Origin of the sequence: Muricomes intestini (assembly GCF_004346165.1) — a bacterium.
Classification (GTDB): domain Bacteria; phylum Bacillota; class Clostridia; order Lachnospirales; family Lachnospiraceae; genus Muricomes; species Muricomes intestini.
On record NZ_SLZZ01000001.1, the window covers coordinates 71,891 to 93,963 of the forward strand.

A 22,073-nucleotide genomic window follows, 5' to 3' on the forward strand; every position below is an offset into this window, starting at 1 on the left:
ACTTAAGGCTCTTCATCTGTATCATCTGATTTTTTATTTTGAGACAGACGGTAAATCAAACCATAGGCATACAAAAGAACAGGCACAAAAATTGTGGCGGCTATGGAGATTTTCAACAAATCAGCCGAAGCAGAGCGGTCAAAAATGGCGAAAACCAGAGTGCTTCCATATAAACAAATGAGAAGAACAGCACCGATCAAGGCAAGAATACGTTTGGATTTTTTCATAATAATCTGAATCCTTTCACATCATTAAGGGATAGGTTTATTATAATTGAAACAGGGGAGCATTTCAACTTTGAATTGAAAATGATAATTTTTTGTTATATAATAGGTGCGCGAGTGAAACTTAGAAAAAGGAGTTATATACCATGAGTGAAAAGTGTTTATTAGACCAGTGGAGAGATATGGCCTATGATAAAGAACAGACAAGAGAACAGCTGGAAAAGTTCTGGGGGACGTATTTTAATATTGAGAAAGAGATTTATGAGCAGCTTCTGGAAGAACCGGATGTAGAGGTAAAAGGTACCGTGAAGGAACTGGCTGAAAAGTATGGACAAGAAGTCCTGATAATGGCAGGATTTTTGGACGGTATCAACGACAGCCTGAAGAATCCCAATCCTATTGAAACAATGGATGAGACAACAGAGGTGAGTCTGGCATATGACAAGGAAAAGTTATATAAAAACATGGTCGATGCAAAAGCAGACTGGCTTTATGAGCTTCCACAGTGGGATGAGATCTTTGATGAAGAGACAAGAAAGCGTCTGTACCGTGAGCAGAAGCAGTCGGGAACCATACGAAAAGAAAAGAAAATAGGGAGAAATGACCCATGTCCCTGCGGAAGCGGCAAGAAATACAAAAAGTGCTGTGGAAGAAATGCATAATTAAAGCGGATGAGAATATATTTTGAAGTTGTGGGTATAATATGCCTATTGTATTACAGTGTCATTTGTTTGTATACAAGAAAATTCAACTCTACCTTTGCATTGTTCTGGCCGGCATTTGGCGGGATACATATTCTGCTTAGTCTTCTTTCTTTTAAGGGGAAGTGGAATATTTTACTTTGGATGGTGATTCTTTTGCTCTGGGCTGTTTTTCTGGCTGTGGAAATACAAATCTGCACTGCAATGGCGAAGAGAGCAGAAGCCGGACTTCCGTATATTATCGTCCTCGGAGCCCAGGTCCGCGGAACAAGAATAACCAATTCATTGATGAGGAGGCTTGATGCAGCTCTTTGCTATCTGAAAGAAAATTCTGAAACGAACGTGATTGTTTCAGGCGGGCAGGGCAAAGGGGAAGATATCAGCGAAGCATCTGCTATGGCAGAATATCTGCATCAGCATGGAATTGCTGATGAGCGTATTGTTCTGGAGGATACTTCCAGATCCACATGGGAAAACTTACAAAACAGTGGTAAAATAATAGATAAGTTAAGCCTGCCGGTTGGAGTTGTGACAAATGATTTTCATATGTACCGTGCATTGCAGATTGGCAGAAAGGCCGGGTTTACAAATATCCGGGGAATTGTTGCCACATCGAACCCGGTGTTACAGTTAAATTATCTGGTAAGAGAATTTTTTGCCGTGATCTGGATGAAAAAAATCGGTTGACAAAAATGGCAGCAGTGTTATAATGAGTCTAGATTTAGAAGAAAACACATTGACGAGACGAGTAGGGTGTGAAAGGATACAGAGAAGGAAGTCAAAGGCTGGAAGCTTCCGATTGCGGAAACATCTGAAAACTACCTCTGAGTGGCTGAAAACAGTCCGGTGATTCCGTTATCATCAAAATGAAGTGGTTCTGGCAGCGAGTCTGCCGGCTCAATTAGGGTGGAACCGCGAGATTATTGTAAGCTCGTCCCTTTCTACAGGTTTTTCTGCAGGAAGGGATTTTTTCGTGCAAAAATGTTATGAGAGGAGAAGAATATGAAGATTACTTTAAAAGATGGATCAAGTAAAGAATATGCAGAAAGCAAGTCAGTGATTGAGATTGCAGAAGATATCAGTGAAGGGTTGGCAAGAATGGCCACAGCCGGAGAAATAAATGGTGAGGTTGTGGATTTAAGGACAGTTGTTGACAAGGACTGTAATCTGAATATACTGACCTTCCAGGATGAGAAAGGGAAGGGAGCATTTCGTCACACTGCATCTCACATTATGGCGCAGGCTATAAAAAGACTGTACCCGGATACAAAGCTTGCGATTGGGCCTTCCGTAGCAGACGGGTTTTATTATGACATTGACAGGGATGAGCCGCTTGCCGCCGATGATCTGGAAAAGATTGAAGCGGAAATGAAAAAGATTGTAAAAGAAGCACTTCCTATCCAGCAGTTTACAAAACCGAGGGAGGAAGCAATTGAATATTTTAAGGAAAAAGATGAACCATATAAAGTGGAACTCATTGAGGATCTTCCAAGGGATTCTGTGATCAGCTTTTATTCCCAGGGAGAATTTACAGATTTGTGCGCAGGGCCTCATCTGATGAGTACAAAACCCATAAAAGCATTTAAGCTTACAAGCCTGGCAGGCGCTTACTGGAGAGGCAGTGAAAAAAATAAAATGCTGCAGAGAATTTACGGCACAGCATTTCCAAAGAAGGCTGAGCTGGATGAATACCTGACAATGATGGAGGAGGCAAAGAAGCGCGATCACAGGAAATTAGGCAAAGAGCTTGGACTTTTTATGATGCGCGATGAGGGACCTGGTTTCCCGTTCTTCCTTCCAAATGGAATGATACTCAAGAATACACTGCTGGATTACTGGCGTCAGATACACAATAAAAACGGATATCAGGAAATCAATACTCCGATTATGCTAAGCCGCCATCTGTGGGAGACATCAGGACACTGGGATCATTATAAGGACAATATGTATACAACGGTAATTGATGATGAGGACTTTGCAATTAAGCCAATGAACTGTCCGGGCAGCATTTTGGTATATCAGTCAGAACCCCGCTCCTACCGTGACCTGCCGCTTCGTCTGGCAGAGCTGGGACTTGTCCATCGCCACGAGAAATCCGGCCAGCTCCATGGACTGATGCGGGTACGATGCTTTACACAGGATGATGCCCATATTTTCTTGACACCGGAACAAATCCGTGATGAAATTAAAAGGGTTGCAAAACTTATTGATGAAGTGTACGCACTCTTTGGATTCAAGTACCATGTTGAGCTCTCTACCAGGCCTGAGGACAGTATGGGAAGCGATGAGGACTGGAATATGGCTACAAATGCACTGCAAGATGCACTGGAAGAGCTGAGTCTTCCTTATGTTGTAAATGAAGGAGACGGTGCATTCTACGGACCAAAGATTGACTTTCATCTGGAGGATTCCATTGGAAGAACATGGCAGTGTGGTACAATCCAGCTCGACTTTCAGCTTCCGCTGCGTTTTGAAATGGAATATACAGGAGCAGACGGGGAAAAACATAGACCGATTATGATCCATCGTGTGGCATTCGGCTCTGTCGAGCGTTTTATCGGCATTTTAATCGAGCATTTTGCAGGCGCATTTCCCACATGGCTGGCACCGGTTCAGGTAAATATTCTGCCAATTTCAGATAAGCATAAAGAGTATGGCGAAAAAGTCTTGGGAAAATTACAAGATGCCGGTATCCGCGCAGAAGTTGATACCCGTGCAGAAAAGATTGGGTATAAAATCCGTGAGGCCCAAATGAAAAAAATTCCATATATGCTTGTAGTGGGCGCTAAGGAAGAAGAGGAAGGACTTGTCTCGGTAAGAAGCAGAGGAGCGGGAGATGAAGGACAGATGAATCTGGATGAATTTATTATATTTCTAAAAAAAGAAATTGAAGAAAAGTCTGTCCATGAAAAGAAGGGCACAGAATAATTTGACTGTTGCCGGGGCATAATGATACTGATTTCATTATAAGAGGAGGTATGATTATGCCAGATTTGAAATGTACCGTGCAGACATGTACGCACAACAAGCAGTTTTTATGTGACCTTGATAAAATCCAAGTAGGCGGAAGCGATGCAAAAACGCCGATGGAAACATCCTGTGACAGTTTTCAGGAGAGAACGGGGGACGCTTATGCAAGCGGCAACTATTCGAACAGCTATGGGGATGATATCACGGGAAGTGCATCTGACCGCAGTGATGTTGACTGTGAGGCAACAGATTGCGAGTACAATGACAGCTGTAAGTGCCACGCCGGTAAAATCAGTGTAGAAGGAAGCGATGCCTGTCAAAGTGAAGGCACCGCCTGTGCAACCTTTACATGTAAAGGCTGATTTAGAAAAACAAAATGAATATATGAATACCAAAAAGGAGCGATTGACAAGAAATCGCTCCTTTCTTTTGTTGACGAGTGAGCACAGGTGGAGCTATAATTATTATATCTGCATAAAAACGGAAAGGAATCATAAAGTGAATGGATGATAAAACACAGGATAAAGCAAAAAAGAAAGAGGAAAGGAGATATTATTCAGACGGACCGGTATTAGAAGAAAATGGTTCTTCAAGATTCCGACGCAAAGTGGGCCGGGGAATGTCTGTTTTTCTGGTGATAGCAGCAGGTCTTCTTTTTTATTTCGCTTTGCTTAGGCTCCCTGTCATTTCAGGAGTGATCAGGGAAATCTTTCAGGTTTTGAAACCAATTATATATGGGCTTGCAATTGCCTATCTTTTGAATCCCATCGTCAAGTTCGTAGATTCCCAGTTAACTCCGTTTCTGGAGAAAAAGATTTCGAGCCGGAAGAAGGTACGTGGAATTGCCAGGTGTGTTGGAATTTTTGCCGCGATTATTGTACTCATTTTTGTGATTGTTACTTTGTTAAATATGATGATTCCGGAGTTGTATACAAGTATCAGAGATATGGTTCTTACTGTACCCAGTCAGTTAAGTCATTTGGTTGATAAGGTCATGGAGATGAACTCACAAAACTCTACTTTAAGCCGATTTTTAAATAATATACTAAAAGAGGGCACGGAATATATACAGAATTGGATGCGCAGTGATTTGCTGAACCGGATTAATATTGTGATGTCTAACCTGACGGTTGGGGTCATTAATATTGTAAGCGAACTGCTGAATGCTGTCATAGGTATTATAGTATCTATATATGTACTGTTTAGTAAGGAAAAGTTTGCAAGTCAGTGCAAAAAAATAATGTATGCGATTTTCCGCCCGTCCCAGGCAAATATGATTCTTCACCTGACGGCTAAAGGTAATGAGATATTTGGCGGTTTTATTATTGGAAAAATTATAGATTCTGCTATTATCGGTGTATTATGCTTTCTAGGTCTTTCGCTGATGAAGATGCCCTATACGATGTTGGTCAGTGTGATAGTGGGTGTCACTAATGTGATTCCTTTTTTCGGCCCATACATCGGTGCCATACCGAGTGCCATTCTAATCATGCTGGCAGATTTCAGGATGGGAATTTATTTCATTATATTTATCATAGTGCTGCAGCAGATTGACGGAAATATAATAGGACCGAAAATATTAGGGGATACAACGGGCCTCTCATCCTTCTGGGTAATCTTTGCAATTATGCTGGGTGGAGGTTTGTTTGGTATTCCGGGTATGATATTGGGTGTGCCTACTTTTGCGGTAATCTATTATATTGTAAACATGCTGCTTGACCATTTGCTGGAGAAAAAGAAACTGCCTGTGAATACGAAAGCTTACGGAGAAAAAAGCTATGTGAATTCCGAAGGAAAATATATACATCAGGAAGAAAAAGAAGTACAGGAAGAAGAGGGGAATGAAAGATGCCAATAAGAGTACAAAATGACTTGCCGGTGAAAGAAATACTGGAGAGAGAAAATATATTTGTAATGGACGAATACCGTGCCACACATCAGGATATACGTCCTATAAGCATTGGGCTGTTGAATCTGATGCCTTTAAAGGAGGACACGGAGCTTCAGATTCTCCGCTCTCTGTCCAATACACCTATACAGATAGATGTAACCTTCGTGCGGGTCAGCAGCCATGTGTCAAAAAACACCTCCACCAGTCATATTTTAAAGTTTTACGAGCCGTTTAAAAACATCGCAGACAATAAATTTGACGGTTTTATTATTACAGGAGCGCCAATTGAGCAGATGCCTTTTGAGGATGTGGATTATTGGAGAGAGCTGGAAGATATTATGGAGTGGACAAAAACAAACGTGACCTCCACCCTGCATCTTTGCTGGGGGGCGCAGGCAGGCTTGTATTATCATTATGGAATTGATAAAGTACAGCTCCCGGAAAAAATGTTTGGTGTATTTAAACACAAAGTCAGGAATCGCAAGATTCCGCTCGTGAGAGGCTTTGATGATGTTTTTTACGCCCCTCATTCCAGACACACTACGATTTCCCAGGAGCTTCTTGAAAAGGATGAAAGAATTACTATATTGGCTGATTCCAAGGAAGCCGGTGTCTTTTTATGTATGGCAAAAGACGGAAGGCAGATTTTTGTCATGGGGCATCCCGAGTATGACAGAATGACACTGGACTCAGAGTACAAAAGAGACAGGGTAAAGGGGCTGGATATACAGGTACCTGCCAATTATTATCCTGACAATGATCCCGAAAATAAACCGGAACTGATTTGGCGGGCACATGCAAATAATCTGTACTCTAACTGGCTGAATTATTATGTATATCAAATGACCCCTTATGACCTGTATGGAGCGCCGGCGTTCTAACCTTCCTCCAGTTTAAACTGGGATACTAAGTCGTTCAATGACTGTGCCTGTGCGGACAGCTCTTCACTGGTAGCCGAGCTTTCTTCAGCAGCGGCAGAATTGCTCTGTACAACAGTGGATATCTGGGATACTCCTTCTTCTATCTGTTCTATGGCAGTGGTTTGCTTGTTAGAGGCACTTTGGACGTCAGCCATTGACTGAACAATTTCATTCAGACCATCAATCACCCGTTTCAGTGCATCGGCGGTTTCACTTGTAATTTGGCTGCCGCCGGACACTTCAGAAATGGACGTTTCTATTAGGTTTCTTGTATTGACTGCGGACTGTTCACTTTGTTCTGCCAGCTTTCCAATTTGATCTGCCACTACAGCAAACCCTTTTCCTGCTGCCCCGGCTCTTGCAGCTTCAATAGAAGCATTCAGAGATAAAAGGTTGGTCTGAGCGGCAATATCTTCGATTCCTCCAATGATATTTTTGATTTCATTGGAAGTATTTTCTATACGTTCCATTGCTTCAGTTAATTCCGTCATCTTATCCTGGCTTACAGCGGCTTCCTTTTTGACCATTTTTGCTTTAGTATGGGCCATATCTGTTGCTTTTGTCGTGTCCTCCACCTGTTTTGTTACAGTTGTTGTGGTAGAGAGCAGTTCTTCTACAGCACCGGCCTGTTCATTTGCTCCCTGGGCAAGTCCCTGGGCACCCGAGGCCAGCTGGCGGGAGCCGGCTTCTACCTGTGCGGAGGCATCTCTGATAGATTGGATTGTTCCGGAAAGTGTCTGCCGCAGCTTCTGCATGGATAGTAATATTTCGTGGTATTCCCCGATATAGATTTTTTCATTCACCCTGGAATGTACATTGAAGTTTCCCTCTGCCATTTCTGAAAGAAGATAACTTACATCACCGATAATAGTCTGTTGGGCATAAACTATCGCAGAAGTTGACTGTGACAGAACCAATGTTTCGTTCTTCGACTTAATATCCGGGACTTCCGTAGTTAAATCTCCTACAGCCAACAGCTTCAGACGCTCTGTACATAAACTGATGGCCTCTCCGATATGTTTGCCGGTTCTTCTTGCCATAAGGGCACCAAAAAGCAGAATAATTACTGTAGATACAGCAATAACAATAAGACCTTTAAAGGTATTACCCAGATAGTCGGAGGTCGGAGCGGTGATTCCCAGACTCCAGCCATTAATTCCGATAGGAGCATAAGCCAGATATTCGGATCTACCATTATAGGCATATTTTCCGAATCCGGACCGGCCCTGGGTCATCTTTTTCTGCAAGGTAGCAAGTTCTTTTAAGGAGGCATTCTCCTTGGCGGCCTCAATATTATTCTCTTCTTTCGTAACTAAATCGAAATTTTCATGTGCAATTGTCTTGCCGGCACCGTTTATAATATAGGCGTCGCCATTCTTGCTTAATTTAATATCTGATACAATATCTGAAAGAAACGTGGCATCTATAGAGACACCCACAACACCTGAAATCTGTGTATTCTGTTTGCCGTCTTTCCACAGGGGAGCTGCGATGACAACGGTAAATTTTCCGGTCACCTTATTGTATGCAGGGTCACTTATAACTGTAGCGCCCGACAAAACCTTGTTGAAGTATGGCCTGTCAGAAATATCTGCATTGTTTGCCTTATTTAATCCTTTTTTGTCTGTGGCAAACACAGTATCCCATTGGTAGCGCTGCTTATATCTGTTCATCAGATACTGTTTCTCATCCGCAGAAACCGCATCTGATGATAACTGAGGAATTGTACCAAGCATCTCCACAGTATTCATGGTGGTCTTTAAGTTGGCCTTCACCTCCCCGGCTGCTTCAGCTGCCGTGACCGGCATACTTTCTTTCAATATACTGGTAATGGATATATAATTCATGTAACAGGATATTCCGCCTGACAATAGCAATGCTACTGTCAGCAGGCCAATGATGATTTTTTGAATTTCCCGTTTGATTGTTGTTGTTTTCACCTCTTTCACAGCACTTTTGTGTTTCCTCTTTAGCTTCATGTCTGGCTCTCCTTTTTTGTAGATATTTGTTTATATTTTTTAAGCATTTATATCTATCCATTTTACAACTTTCATCTGTGTTTGTCTATTTAAAATGCTAATTGAGTCACATAATAATCATATACTTACTCGGCAAAAAGGGGCGGTGGATAAAACATCTCGGTATCTTTTCCCTTTCTATTACATATATCGGCACAATTGTACTTAATTATAATACAGACTCCACAACAAACTTTGAAGCGGGTGAAGCAACATAACATATTTTCTGCATAAATTATAGGTAAAAGTAGATTCTGGAGCAGATATTGATTACTATAAGTTTGTGTATGATTGTAAAAGATGAAGAAAATGTTTTAGAGAGATGTCTTAGTTCTGTCGCCCGGCTGGTCGATGAGATTATTATTGTGGATACCGGTTCCACAGATAAAACCAAACAAATAGCAGGGAAATTTACTGACAAGATTTTTGATTTTCAATGGATTGATGACTTTTCCGCAGCCCGCAATTTTGCTTTTGATAAGGCGGTTATGGACTATATATTGTGGCTGGATGCGGATGATATTATTATGCAGTCAGACCAGGAAAAATTTATGGCTTTAAAAAAAGAGCTTACGTTCGAGACCGATGTTGTGATGATGCATTATAATATTGGATTTGATGAAAGTGAAAGGGTGACATTTTCCTATTTTAGAGAAAGACTGGTAAAGAGAAGTAATAAATTTAAATGGTTTGAGCCGGTTCACGAATGCCTGCAGTTCGGGGGAAATATCATTCATGCGGATATAGGAATTACACATGCAAAGCCGGAAGAAAACATAAACGATAGGAACCTTAAAATATACGAAAGGCTGTTGGCAGACGGAAAAGAGCTTTCTGCCAGGGGGACTTACTACTATGCAAGAGAGTTAAAGGATCATAAAAGATATGAGGATGCCATTTTGATGTTTACTAAATTTCTTGACTCAGGATCGGGCTGGGTGGAGGATAATATTGTGGCCTGCAGTGAACTGGCGGATTGTTACCAGCTTACGGGAAACCCTCAAAAGGCACTGCAGAGCATGTTCAGGGGATTTTGGTATGACACTCCCAGAGGAGAAATGTGCTGTCAGATTGGAACATATTTTAAAGAAGAGAGGAAATATCGACAGGCAGTTTTTTGGTTTGAACTTGTATTCAGGCTTGAAAAACCAACGATTTCATGGGGATTTCACCAGGAAGATTATTGGGGATATATTCCTGCCCTAGAGTGCTGTGTCTGCTATGATAAATTAGGAGAGTATGAAAAAGCTGAGTTTTATAATAATCTTGCAGAAAGCTATAAGCCCGGTTCTGATGCAGTGTTACAGAATAAGCGGTATTTTGAGAATAAACGGCAATCTGCAATACCAAAAGAACTTTGACAAAGGTAACCAACATTATGGATACTGTATATACTATACTAAAAGAACATTAGTTTTAGTATAAGGAGTTAAAATTATGAGAGAAAATGAAAATATAGAACAACAAAGTTGCTATAATAATGCAAACTGTAATCCCTGCAATTGCCGTCCAAGACCTATATGCCCAACGGGTCCTACAGGCCCTGTGGGACCAAGAGGCCCGATGGGACCGAGGGGCCCAATGGGTCCGGAAGGTCCGGCAGGCCCTACTGGCAGTCAAGGGCCTGCGGGTGATACAGGCCCAAGAGGTGACGTGGGCCCAAGAGGTGATGTAGGTCCAAGAGGGGCAACAGGTTCAACCGGTGCAACAGGCCCGACAGGCTCAAGAGGGGCAACAGGCCCAACAGGGGCCACGGGAGCAACTGGCCCGGCAGGAGTCATGGGAGCAACAGGTCCGGCAGGTCCTACGGGCCCGATGGGAGCAACAGGGGCAAATGGAGCAGCAGGTCCGGCAGGTCCTACAGGGGCAACGGGAGCAGACGGAGCAGCAGGCCCCGCAGGAGCGATAGGTCCAACCGGAGCAACAGGCTCTACGGGAGCAACAGGCTCTACGGGAGCAACAGGTCCTACGGGAGCAACAGGCCCTACGGGAGCAACAGGCCCGGCAGGTGACACCGCAGCACTTTCAGGGCTGCAAGTCCAACTGCAGAACAGTAGTAGCGGTACAATTAACAATAACATCAATGTTTTATTTGACACGACTATTAATGCCCCTGCATCTGCCATCACGTATAATGCGGGGACAGGAACTTTCTTTATCAATGAAGCAGGAAATTATTATATTTCATGGTGGGTGAACACCGATGGCGCACAGACAGAAACTTCTGTTGTTTTCGGGATAAGAATCCTTTCTGGAGGTTCTGGCACTATTTTATCCTCATCGCCTTCACCAATGACAACACTGCAATTAACCGGAAGCGCCCTGATAACGGTAACCACCGTGCCTACCGCATTCAGTCTTTTCAACAACACCGGGGTACCAGTCACTTATGGAACATCAGATGTTCAGGCCAACCTTACTATTATCCAGATTTCCTAAATAATTATGTAACTGAAACCTAAATCCCTGATGAAGGACTATCTAAAAATTCGAGAAACTGTGAAAGCCTCATATACCAAAGAAACGCATATATGTTATAATTTGTAAATGAATTAAGACCACCGGCTATGATAAAATCCCCCCCCAGACAGACTTTTATATTTCAATGTTCTGCTTGAGGGTATCATATCATAGCCGGTGGTCTGTTATATAAAAGTCATTGCAAAAACAAAGCAAAAAGAACATATATTGGTATGAAATATGGCAACTAACACATACTAACAAAAAACCTGTGAAAGGAGATTTTACTATGATTAATAATGAAGAACTTCCTATCGGCTTTACCATGGCGCTTGCACAGCATTCTGATGCTCTGAACCATTTTTCACATCTTTCAAAAGAAGAGCAGGAAAAAGTGGTTGAGGGTGCAAAGCAAAAGCACAGCCATGAGGCGATGAGAAATTATGTAGAAAATATGTTTCAAGGATAACTACAGCATAAAATGTTTGTCAAGGATAACTACAGCATAAAATGTTTTGCGGGCATCAGCAAAAGATGATATAATGCTCTTACTTGGCGAGGTATTTTCGAGCTTAGTATTTACGGTACAATCAGAAAAAACAAAAGAGGAGGTACTTTTCTGTGCAATTAGAAGTATTTTTTGATTACACCTGTCCTTATTGCTATCTAGGGCTTCATGAGTTAAACCAAATACTGCCGGATTATCCTGGCTTGTCCGTGAAATGGTGTCCCTGCGAACTCCATATGCGTCCGGAACCTGTGCCATCTCACTGGGAAGACTCTTCGGAGTGGCTTTCTGAACTCAAAGGCCGCCTGGAAAATGTGGGATTACCGTTAAATCGTCCGTTTGAGCCTGGCAATTACAGTGATTTGGCAATTCAAGGTCTGCTCTGCCTTGAGGAGCAGGGGGCAGACCTCAGACGATACAATGATGCAGTGTATGCTGCTGTCTTTCGGGAACGAAAAAATATTGAAGATATAGATGTACTTAGCGACTGTGCTGTTTTGGCAGGAGGAAATGTCCCGGCATTTCGTCAGTCACTGACGTCTGCAAAATACAGCGAAAAGCGGCTGATGCTGGATAAGTATAGCTGGGAGGAAAATGCTCTGGAGGCGGTTCCCTCGTTCAGACTTGGAGATGCACTTTTGAATGCGGTTCCCGGTGTGGGCCTTGTACGGCAGCAGGTGCTTAATTTTTTGGATAAAGAGAGTGAAGCTAAGCAGAAGAAGTGATGGAAGGTACCAATAGCGCCATTTTATGATGTAGGGGTCAAAAGGTATTTCAAACTGTTTTCTGGCATTCACTGCACTTTGTTTGACAGGCAGTTTCGGTTTCCATATTTTCTGTTGCCCATTTTGCAACCTGTGCAAGTGCAGGCAGAATGCTTTTTCCCTTTTCCGTTAAGGTATATTCGACTCTGGGGGGAACTTCATTATACTGTTCACGGTGGACTAACCCAGATGCTTCCAATTCTTTCAAGGACTGTGACAGCATCACATTTGTGATGTCATCTAATTTTCTTTTAATTGAGCTATATCTTAAGGCAGTTCCGCCCGACAGGATGCAAATAATAGGCAATTTCCATTTGCCGCCAAATATATTTAAAAGATACCGTATTGGACACAGCAATTCTTCTATTTCAGTAGTTTCCTTACTGGTAGTAATCTCTTTTATAATTTCATTTTTTTTATTGGCTGAACTCATTTTGATTCACCTCAATTCTAATAGTATGATTTATCTTACTAAGTAAGAAGTAACTGCGTTATTGCATAAAACTTACTTTATAATATAATTATATCATAAGTTTTTTAAAACACAAGCAAAAAGGGAGGGCATTAACTTATGTTGAATTTGAATGATTTTATGAACACGGGGATTAAAAATATTATAAATACTGCCGGGCGGTTTTATACGGACAGCCGGAGGGGACGGTCTTTTATGATCCGCATGGCCTCAACCCTGCGTTCAGAGGCAAAGATGAGAGAGCAGTACGAACAGCAGGGTATACATATTCCGCCTTTCCTTATTGCCAGTATTGCATCAAGCTGCAATTTACACTGTGCCGGCTGTTATGCGAGAGCAAACGGTGGCTGCTCCAGCGGAGACGTGCAGGGGGAAATGGTTGTTGATGATTGGCAGCGTGTTTTTACGGAAGCGTCTGAAATAGGGGTGTCATTCATTTTACTGGCAGGCGGCGAGCCGTTGCTGCGCCGTGATATTATAAAGCTGGCAGCGAAGTACGATAATCTATTTTTCCCTATATTTACCAATGGTACCATGATAGATGATGAATATTTGAAACTGTTTGATGAACACAGAAATTTGATTCCTGTTCTGAGCATTGAGGGCAACGAAAAAGAGACCGACAAACGGCGCGGCAGCGGAGTGTCAAAACGAATAAAAATGGTTGCTGAAGAATTGAAAGGGAGAGGCATTTTGTACGGAACATCCATCACGGTGACGAGCGTAAATAAAGATAAAGTTGCCGACAGCAGGTTTGTACATAACTTGAAAGAGCAAGGCTGTGGTTTGATATTTTATGTTGAATATGTGCCGGCAGAAAAAGGTACAGAGTACCTTATACTAAACTCTCAAGAGCTGAAAGAATTGCAGGAAAGAATTAGCATGCTTCGGGTGGACAAGAAAAACAAGGGGATGATTATGTTATCCTTTCCCGGTGATGAAGAGGCGATGGGCGGCTGCTTGGCGGCAGGAAGAGGCTTTTTCCATATCAACGCCGGCGGCGGGGCAGAGCCATGTCCTTTTTCCCCTTATTCTGTCATGAACTTGAAGAAAGAAACAATTTTAGAGACACTTCAGTCATCCTTTTTCAAAAATGTACGTGAAATAAGTGCGGCAGAAGTTTTGAATCATAAAGGAGGATGTACCTTATTTCAGTGTGAGGATGAAGTGAAGCAGGCAGTGATATAAAAAGTGGAAAAGGGCGGTTGAGAGCGGGCAGCGGGGCGGATACCCCGCTGTTTTTTACATCCATTCTCCATGTCTGTGCACATATATTTTTTTCACAAGCTGAACACACAGAAGGTAACCCGCCAGAATTATAGCTAACCATACAACAAACCGGGGCGGCAGGCGGTACATATCCAGGCCTATGGAAAAATCTGTAAAGCCCGTTATCAGCGCGGCAGTGGTTATCACAAGTGTGGACAGGAAAAGAGGCGCCGAGGGTTTGCTTTGAAGGAACGGTATTTTTGCTGTGCGGATCATGTAAATGACCAGCACCTGCGATACCGTTCCAAATACAAACCATCCACATTGAAACAAAGGAGACTTATCCATCGTATTTGCACCAATCACCCACCACATAACGGCAAAGCACAGAATATCAAATACGGAGCTTAAGGGGCCCATATAGCTCATAAAGGATTTGATAGAGTGTGTTTCCCATTTTCGCGGTTTTTTCATGTATTCTTTGTCCACACTGTCAAAGGGAATACCCATCTGGGCAAAGTCACACAGCAGATTTTGTGTTAATATCTGTACGGGCAGCATGGGCAGAAAGGGCAGGAAAATGCTGGCTGCAATGACTGAAATCATATTGCCGAAATTGCCGCTTGCGGCCATCTTAATATATTTCATGATATTTCCGAAGGTACGTCTTCCCTCAATGACACCTTCTTCGAGCACCATTAAGTCCTTTTTCAAAAGGATGATATCTGCAGTTTCCTTGGCGATGTCCACGGCACTGTCCACCGAAATTCCAACGTCTGCCTGACGCAGGGCGGAGGCATCATTGATGCCGTCCCCCATATAGCCTACGGTATGGCCCACCGCCTGAAAGGCTTTGACCACCCGTTCTTTTTGGGAGGGGGACAATTTTGCAAACAAGTCGCAGCTTTTGGCAGTCTTCAATAATTGGGCATCATCCATGTGCTCCACATCGCGGCCGGTTATAAGGCTTGCTGTGTTTACTCCTACTTTGCCGCAGACCTTCAATGCTACACCTTCGCTGTCGCCTGTGAGGACAACGGTGCGCACGCCGTGTTCCCGAAGTGTGGAAATAGCGCTTTTTGCACTGTCCTTAGGCGGATCCAGAAAGCCTACAAAGCCAATCAGAACCATGTCCTGTTCATCGGTCACACTGAATGCACCGCTGCCGGGGACATTGTTTTTCTGGGCAACAGCAATCATACGCAGACCTTCGGCATTGTATTTGTCATAAGTAGACAGAGCCATACGCCGGGTTTCTTCATCCATAGGTACGATCTGTCCGTTCATCTCCACAAAGGAGGAGATGGAGGCAATTTCTTCCACGGCACCTTTCGTAATGAGCTGTCGTTTTCCACTTTTGTCCGTCAAAACTACGCTCATTCTGCGGCGGGAGAAATCGAAAGGGATTTCATCTATACGGCTATATTTCTCCAGGATGGATTCCAGCCCATTTTCTGAAGCACGGTTGATAATAGCAAGGTCAATTAAGTTTTTCAGACCAGTTTGGAAGTAACTGTTGAGATAAGCATGCCGAAGTACACGGGTATCGTCCTCCCCGTGAAGGTTCATGTACTTTTCCAGTACAATTTTGTCCTCAGTCAGTGTCCCGGTTTTATCTGTACAGAGTACATCCATTTCTCCGAAAGTCTGTATTGCGCCGAGTGTGCGGACAATTACCTTGTGCTTTGACATGGAAACGGCGCCCTTAGCCAGTGTTGAAGTCATAATTACGGGCAGCATTTCCGGCGTAAGCCCGACAGCAATGCTAATGGCAAAAAGAAAGGCATTTGGCCAGTCGCCCTTTGCAAATCCATTGATGATAAATACGACAGGGACCATAACCAGCATCATGCGTATCAGGAGATGGCTGATGGAATCAACACCTCGTTCGAAACTGGTTTTTGCCCGGTCGCCGGACAAGGACTTTGCCATAGAACCCAGATAGGTGTCATTGCCGGTGGCAAGTACCACGGCAGTTGCGCTGCCGCTGATTACATTGGAGCCTGTAAAACCAAGATTTGTTAAATCTGTCAGTCCATCCTCCGGTTTGTTTTTTGAAATGCTGAATTTTTCTACAGGATTGGATTCCCCTGTCAATGCCGCCTGTGCAATAAAAGTATCCTTTGTTGTCAGAAAACGGATATCTGCCGGAAGCATATCACCGGCTGAGAGCCGGACAATATCCCCGGGGACTATTTCATCCATGAAAATGCTGATAAGCTTTCCATCCCGCCACACATCTGCATTATTGGAAATCATTTTTGACAATTTCTCTGCCGCAGCGTTGGAGCGCCAATCTTGCACAAAGGCAACCAGACTTGACAGGAGCACCAGTGATATAATAATAATAACAGTGAGGTAATCAGGCTTTGATGATGCGACAACATCCGTGAAATATGTGATCACAGCAATTACAAGCAGGATCACGTTAAAAGGATTAATTACGGCCTCTCTCAGACGGTGCAGTACTGTATTTTTCTTTCCTGTTGTGATGACATTTTTCCCGCTTTCACCTTGCCTGTTTAGAGCCTCTTCGCTTGTAAGCCCGGTTTGCCTGGCAGAGAGAAGTGCAAATAATTCATCTTCTGTCATAAAAGAATAAGAGCTGAGTTTCATTTCGGTATCACGCCTGTTTTTTTGAAGCTGCTTGTTGTAGGAAGTTCTGTTTAAAAATTTCATTGGAACCAGTCCTTTCTGATTAGAATTTCCCAATAAAAAGCCCGCCGGGCAGACGGCGGGTAGAGTATACAGGCAAGTTACACCATTAGTATATAAATATAATGGATAACAGCCCGTGACAAGAACCGACATGCCGGTCAAAGCTTTTATATTGAGATTTAAAATTGTTTATCGGGTTTCGAGGGTTACTATCCATTATCTCACTTCCTTTAAAAATAATTAGTTATGTCACCAGTGACTTTATAACTATAACATGTTTATGCAGAATGTCAATTTTTAGAAAGCAATCATATGATGTAGGGGCAAAAGGTATTTTGCTCCCTACATCATATTGACAAATAATTGGTATTATTATATAATACCAATTAAAAGGAGAAGATTTTATGAGAGTTTTTCAGAAAGGTTTCAACTATTCTCAGGATGGCTTTGGAAACCGGCTGGTTTACCATTTGCAGGGCTGCAATATGAAATGCCCATGGTGCTCTAACCCCGAAGGTATGAAGCCAGAGGGGGTATTAGTTACAGAAAAGGAGTGGCTGCTGGAGGAGGTCTGTCCCCGGCATGCCATTCAAGATGGCAAGCTTGAACGAGAAATATGCCGAAGCTGCCGGGAGCGTCAGTGCATTACAAAACACCGGACAAAGGGAATCCGGCTTTCTTATGAGGATGTAAATACAGACGCTTTGGTGGAAGAGGCCGTGTCCAATTCTTTGATGTTCTATGACGGCGGAGGAGTTACCTTTACCGGGGGCGAAGCTACCGTACAATTTTCAGAACTTTTGGGGGTGTTGAAAAAGCTGCGGGCTGAGGAAATACATACTGCACTGGAGACTAACGGAACTCATCTACGTCTGCGGGAGTGCTTTCCATATATCAGCCAGCTTATCATGGATTGCAAGTTGTGTGATGATGCAAAGCACCGTCAGTTTACAGGGGTCTCCAATGTAAAGATTATGGAAAATATACGAGAGGCCGCAAGAGTACATCCCTGTGTACACATCCGTGTGCCGCTGATAGGCGGTGTCAATGATAGTGATGAGGAACAGAAAGAATTTCTGGAGTTCTTCAAATCTATAAATGAGAAGAATGTAACGTTTGAAGTACTGCAGTATCATGAATTCGGTAAAGAAAAATGGCATCAGTGTGGATGGGAGTACCAGATGACAGATGAAGCCCATGTGAGTGGTGAACGGGTAAAGCAGTTCAGGGAGGCAATTGCGGAATCAGGACTTCAATATATGAGGACATAAGATGGAGCGGGGAGGGGGCAGACCCTTTTAACAAGAAATAATGAGAATATTCTGAAAACGGAGCGCAAAAGGGACAGTCCCCTTTTAGAAAGGATGGAATTATGGTATCAAGAATTGGATTATCAGCTTCTGAAATTACGGAGCTGGCAAAAGAAAGGTTTCAGGAAGAACGCAGTATCGACCACCTGGAGGGGTGGTTTCTGGCAAAGGAGATTATGAGGCGTTGTGATGAGGAATTTCAGGATGAACCGGACTCTATCCGTATTGCAAAGACGCTGAAGAAGATTGCAGGGGAACTTCCTCTGTGGATTAGTGATTATCATTTGTTTGCAGGGACACAGGATGATTCTTTTGCCCGTTCTTATGCGCTGATTAATCCTGCCTTCACCGTGGACTCTTTCAGCGGATATTGTGATCCTGTGGCAGTGTTCGGGGATATTGACCCTATAGGGGATATTACACAGGAAAGAATTGACGATTTGAAGGAGTATAATAATCATACGGCATTTGCAGATGCGCTGCGCCGGGCATATGACATTGCAGGGGACAGTACAAGTGAAGCTATCTTTTTCATTGAACAGGTAACAGGACATCTTGTTCCGGATGTGCGGCCCCTGCTTAGATATGGAGTGCAGGGTGTAAAGGCTGAGATCCGCCGGAACATGGAAGCAGAAACAGATGAGGAGAAGAAGGTTTATTTCCGGGCTATGGATACTGCATTGGATGCAGTACTGATTTTGGCCGACAGGTATGCCAAACTGGCACATAAAAAGTATGAAGCGGCAGACGAGAAAGATAAGCCGCGATACGCATTGATGGAAGAGACTTTGAGAAAAGTTCCGGGAGAAGGAGCAGATAATTTATATGAGGCTATCCAGTCCTTCATTTTAATCTGGCAGACTATGTGTCTGGAGCAGACGCCTAATCCATTTGCCTTTTCAGTGGGAAATGCAGACAGAATATTTGAGACCTACCGTGCAAGGGAGGAGACAGACCGTGAGACGGCAGCGGCACTGTTCAAACATCTGCTCGTTTTCTTTAATGTGGCTGACAGAAGTTGGGCAATTTCCCAGAATCTCATTGTTGGTGGAAAATCAAATACAGGGGAGGATATGACAAATCTAACTTCCTATGCTCTTTTAGATGCCTACTTTGACATGAATCTTCCTCAACCCATACTTTCCGTAAAACTCCACAAGAACACACCAAGAAAATTGTATGAAAGTCTGGGAAGATTTTTCTTTACACCCGGATGTCTGACACCGTCGCTTTTTAATGACGACGCTGTTTTCTCTGTACTTCAGAACATGAGCGGTGTAAGTGCCGAAGATTTGGAGGACTATGCTGTAGCAGGCTGCCAGGAGCCGCTGATTATGGGAAAGGACAATGGAAATACAACGAACAGCTGGCTGAATCTAGGAAAGGTGCTTGAGCTGTCATTAAACGGAGGGGTATCCACCATTACCGGAAAAAGACTGGGCAAGAGCGATGAAGAACTGGGATATGCAGATAAGAAGACGGTGCTTGAGAATATCAGAGAAATATTTTATCAAAATCTGGACAAATATCTGGACAAAATGACCGCCTGTGCAAATGCAGCATCTGAGGCAATCGGCCTTCTTCAGGTCCCATTTTTGTCCACTATGATGGGGGGCGTAAAAAGCGGTATTGATGCCAGAGACACAAAGAAACAGGGCACAAAATATAACGGAAGCGGATGTTTGATTCACGGATTGTCTGTAGTGGCAGATTCTTTCATTGCAATTGACACTTTATTAAAGGAACGCCCTCAGGATGTCGACAGGCTGATAGAAGCGCTTCGTACAAACTTTGAAAACGATCCTGAAATGCAGCAATACCTTTTGACTGCGCCAAAATTCGGAAACCATATAGCCTCGGTGGATGATGAGGCGGCAGAGATTGCAGGCAAGGTCAGTGACATGGTTGCATCCAGAAAGAATTATCTGGAAAATCCATTCAGGGCAGACTGGTCCACACCTTCCACCCATCTTTTGTATGGATACTGGGTTGGGGCAACACCGGACGGAAGAAAAACAAGAGAGCAGCTGGGATATGGAGTGGATCCACTGTATGGAGAGGCGCATCAGGGCCTGGGCTTTCGTATGCTGTCCAATATGAAGCTGCCCTTTGAGAAGATGAACGGGGGCTATGCATCTCATCTGGGGATTAATCCAAATTATTTCAAGACGCCTGCATTTGAAAGCAAGGGTCTTGAATTCCGGGACAAAATTATAGGCCCACTGTTCTATAACCCGCAGAAAAAAGGAATCTCCCCGTTTTATTTATATGTGAACGTAGCCACTCCTGAGATGTTGAGGAAAGTTTTGGCAGAACCCAAAAAATATGCACCCAGTGGTGTATATATTGTGAGGATTCACGGGACGTTCGTAAATTTCCTGGATTTATCACCGGATATTCAGGAGGATATTATTAAAAGACTGGATCCGGCATCCACCAGCATGTGAAAAGGAGAAAGAAGATGCAGTATTATATTGGAATAGACCTGGGAACCTCCAGCGTGAAATCCCTCCTGATGAGAGAAGACGGTGAGATTATCGACACCGCACAGGAAGGATACGATATTATAAAGCCCGACCAGCAGTATGCCCAGCAGGATATGAACCTGCTTTGTCGGGCAGCGGAAAGAACAATACAGGCAATTTTAAAGAAGCATCCCGGGACAAGAGACAATATCCGGGGAGTCGGCTATTCCGGGCAGATGCACGGTCTGGTGATGATTGATAAAGACGGAAATCTCATCAGAGATGCAATTATATGGGCCGATCAGCGCTCCGGGGAAGAAATCCGGGATATTTATTCGGTGATACCGGAAGAAGAGTATAAAAAAGTGGTTCTTAATTCGCTGAGCACAGGTTTTTTGATTAGTTCTCTGATGTGGGTAAAAAAGCATGAGCCGGAGGTTTATGCAAAGATTTTTAAAGTCATGCTCCCAAAAGACTACCTGCGTTATAAAATGTGCGGCGAGCTGGGGACAGACATGTCTGATGCCTCCAGTGCAGTCATTTTTGATACAAAAAACAGGCAGTGGGCTTGGGAGTTTATTGACAGACTTGGGCTGGAGAGGGAGTTCTTCGTCCCCTGCCATGAGGCTTATGAAATTGCCGGGGAGGTGACGGCCGGGTGTGAAAAGAATACAGGCCTGTGGGAAGGCACGAAACTTGTGTACGGCGGCGGCGACAGTCTGATGCAGGGGATAGGAAACGGAATTATATCTCCCGGAACACTTTCTGCCAACATCGGAACTTCCAGCCAGCTTTCCTGTGCCCTCCCGGAGCCTTTGTATGACAGCCGGTACCGCACGAACACCTTCTGCCATGTGCGGGAGGACAGGTGGATGCTCATGGGCGCTAATTTAAGCGGCGGAGTGGCACTAAAATGGCTGATGAGAAATGTTCTGGATATGCAGTCCTATGACGAGATGACTGCACTGGCAGAAAAGGTTCCCGCAGGCAGCAGAGATCTCCTTTTCCTGCCTTATTTAAGCGGAGAGCGAACCCCATATAATGATCCCGATGCAAAGGGGATTTATCTGGGGCTTACTTTGAAGCATGCCAGGGCCGAGATGATTCGGAGCACCATGGAGGGAATCATTTTCGGATTGAGAAATTCTCTGGAAATTTTTCAGGACATGGGGATAGAGTTTCAGCGTATTTTTGCCTCCGGCGGCGGAGCGAGGGGGCATCTGTTCCGGCAGATTCAGGCAGATATGTTTGGCAAAGAAATCTATACAAGCGTGGGAAAAGAACAGGCATGTGTGGGTGCGGCCATTACAGCAGCAGTGGGTACTGGGGGATACGCCTCCTATGAAGAGGCATGCGGCTGTGTTGTCCGCCTCAGTGAAGATGTAGTAATTCCCGATGCTGAAAATCAGAAAATATATGAGGAAAGATATGCGGTTTATAAGGAACTATATCCCAGGAACAAGGATCTGTTTGGTTGCAGAAATCATTGCGAAGGACTATAAT

The 22,073-nt window shown here is 43.7% G+C and carries 18 protein-coding genes; 14 read left to right on the top strand and 4 right to left on the bottom strand.

Features of this window, described 5'->3' with window-relative positions:
* Window positions 1-2: 2 nt before the first annotated feature.
* On the bottom strand, window positions 3-227 hold the full coding sequence (locus tag EDD59_RS00320; RefSeq protein ID WP_132377842.1) for a hypothetical protein: 225 nt from the start codon (window positions 225-227) through the stop codon (window positions 3-5).
* 143 nt (window positions 228-370) lie between these two features.
* Here EDD59_RS00320 and EDD59_RS00325 point away from each other — a divergent pair, with 143 nt between their 5' ends.
* The 6 genes from EDD59_RS00325 (at window position 371) to metA (ending at window position 6,667) form a co-directional block, all read left to right on the top strand.
* Complete coding sequence (locus tag EDD59_RS00325; protein WP_132377844.1) at window positions 371-886, top strand: SEC-C metal-binding domain-containing protein; 516 nt, start codon at window positions 371-373, stop codon at window positions 884-886.
* 9 nt (window positions 887-895) lie between these two features.
* Window positions 896-1,612, top strand: a complete 717-nt coding sequence (locus EDD59_RS00330; RefSeq protein WP_132377846.1) for a YdcF family protein — start codon at window positions 896-898, stop codon at window positions 1,610-1,612.
* A gap of 315 nt (window positions 1,613-1,927) precedes the next feature.
* Window positions 1,928-3,853 (top strand): threonine--tRNA ligase, encoded by a 1,926-nt coding sequence (thrS, locus tag EDD59_RS00335; RefSeq protein ID WP_132377848.1) that lies wholly within the window; start codon window positions 1,928-1,930, stop codon window positions 3,851-3,853.
* A 56-nt stretch (window positions 3,854-3,909) separates the two neighbouring features.
* A complete protein-coding gene (locus tag EDD59_RS00340; RefSeq protein WP_132377850.1) occupies window positions 3,910-4,257 on the top strand; it encodes a DUF1540 domain-containing protein in 348 nt (115 codons plus the stop codon).
* A 140-nt stretch (window positions 4,258-4,397) separates the two neighbouring features.
* A complete protein-coding gene (locus tag EDD59_RS00345) occupies window positions 4,398-5,753 on the top strand; it encodes an AI-2E family transporter (protein ID WP_132377852.1) in 1,356 nt (451 codons plus the stop codon).
* Window positions 5,744-6,667 (top strand): homoserine O-acetyltransferase MetA, encoded by a 924-nt coding sequence (metA, locus tag EDD59_RS00350; RefSeq protein WP_132377854.1) that lies wholly within the window; start codon window positions 5,744-5,746, stop codon window positions 6,665-6,667. The genes EDD59_RS00345 and metA overlap by 10 nt, the downstream gene beginning before the upstream one ends.
* Here metA and EDD59_RS00355 read toward each other — a convergent pair.
* Entirely contained in the window at window positions 6,664-8,685 is a 2,022-nt protein-coding gene (locus EDD59_RS00355; RefSeq protein WP_132377856.1) for a methyl-accepting chemotaxis protein, read from the bottom strand. The genes metA and EDD59_RS00355 overlap by 4 nt on opposite strands.
* A gap of 326 nt (window positions 8,686-9,011) precedes the next feature.
* Between EDD59_RS00355 and EDD59_RS00360 the strand changes: the two genes are divergently transcribed.
* From EDD59_RS00360 to EDD59_RS00380, 4 genes are all read left to right on the top strand, one after another.
* Entirely contained in the window at window positions 9,012-10,085 is a 1,074-nt protein-coding gene (locus EDD59_RS00360) for a tetratricopeptide repeat-containing glycosyltransferase family 2 protein (RefSeq protein ID WP_243117304.1), read from the top strand.
* A 76-nt stretch (window positions 10,086-10,161) separates the two neighbouring features.
* Window positions 10,162-11,163 (top strand): collagen-like domain-containing protein, encoded by a 1,002-nt coding sequence (locus EDD59_RS00370; protein WP_279233309.1) that lies wholly within the window; start codon window positions 10,162-10,164, stop codon window positions 11,161-11,163.
* A 310-nt stretch (window positions 11,164-11,473) separates the two neighbouring features.
* Window positions 11,474-11,653, top strand: a complete 180-nt coding sequence (locus tag EDD59_RS00375) for a hypothetical protein (protein WP_074180249.1) — start codon at window positions 11,474-11,476, stop codon at window positions 11,651-11,653.
* A 152-nt stretch (window positions 11,654-11,805) separates the two neighbouring features.
* A complete protein-coding gene (locus tag EDD59_RS00380) occupies window positions 11,806-12,417 on the top strand; it encodes a DsbA family oxidoreductase (RefSeq protein WP_132377860.1) in 612 nt (203 codons plus the stop codon).
* Between the two features lie 49 nt (window positions 12,418-12,466).
* On the opposite strand, the gene EDD59_RS00385 is transcribed toward EDD59_RS00380, so the two are convergent.
* Window positions 12,467-12,889, bottom strand: a complete 423-nt coding sequence (locus tag EDD59_RS00385) for a winged helix-turn-helix transcriptional regulator (protein WP_132377862.1) — start codon at window positions 12,887-12,889, stop codon at window positions 12,467-12,469.
* A gap of 138 nt (window positions 12,890-13,027) precedes the next feature.
* Here EDD59_RS00385 and EDD59_RS00390 point away from each other — a divergent pair, with 138 nt between their 5' ends.
* Window positions 13,028-14,116 (top strand): radical SAM/SPASM domain-containing protein, encoded by a 1,089-nt coding sequence (locus EDD59_RS00390; protein WP_132377864.1) that lies wholly within the window; start codon window positions 13,028-13,030, stop codon window positions 14,114-14,116.
* A 54-nt stretch (window positions 14,117-14,170) separates the two neighbouring features.
* Here EDD59_RS00390 and mgtA read toward each other — a convergent pair whose 3' ends face one another.
* Complete coding sequence (mgtA, locus tag EDD59_RS00395) at window positions 14,171-16,816, bottom strand: magnesium-translocating P-type ATPase (RefSeq protein WP_132377866.1); 2,646 nt, start codon at window positions 16,814-16,816, stop codon at window positions 14,171-14,173.
* Window positions 16,817-17,199: 383 nt separating this feature from the next.
* Between mgtA and EDD59_RS00400 the strand changes: the two genes are divergently transcribed.
* The 3 genes from EDD59_RS00400 to xylB all read left to right on the top strand — a co-directional run bounded on the left by EDD59_RS00400 (window position 17,200) and on the right by xylB (window position 22,072).
* Window positions 17,200-18,066 carry a glycyl-radical enzyme activating protein gene (locus EDD59_RS00400; RefSeq protein WP_132377868.1) on the top strand — a complete coding sequence of 289 codons (867 nt, stop codon included), beginning with the start codon at window positions 17,200-17,202 and terminating at the stop codon, window positions 18,064-18,066.
* Window positions 18,067-18,167: 101 nt separating this feature from the next.
* Window positions 18,168-20,552 (top strand): pyruvate formate lyase family protein, encoded by a 2,385-nt coding sequence (locus tag EDD59_RS00405; RefSeq protein WP_132377870.1) that lies wholly within the window; start codon window positions 18,168-18,170, stop codon window positions 20,550-20,552.
* Between the two features lie 14 nt (window positions 20,553-20,566).
* A complete protein-coding gene (gene xylB / locus EDD59_RS00410; protein ID WP_132377872.1) occupies window positions 20,567-22,072 on the top strand; it encodes a xylulokinase in 1,506 nt (501 codons plus the stop codon).
* Window position 22,073: the final 1 nt, after the last annotated feature.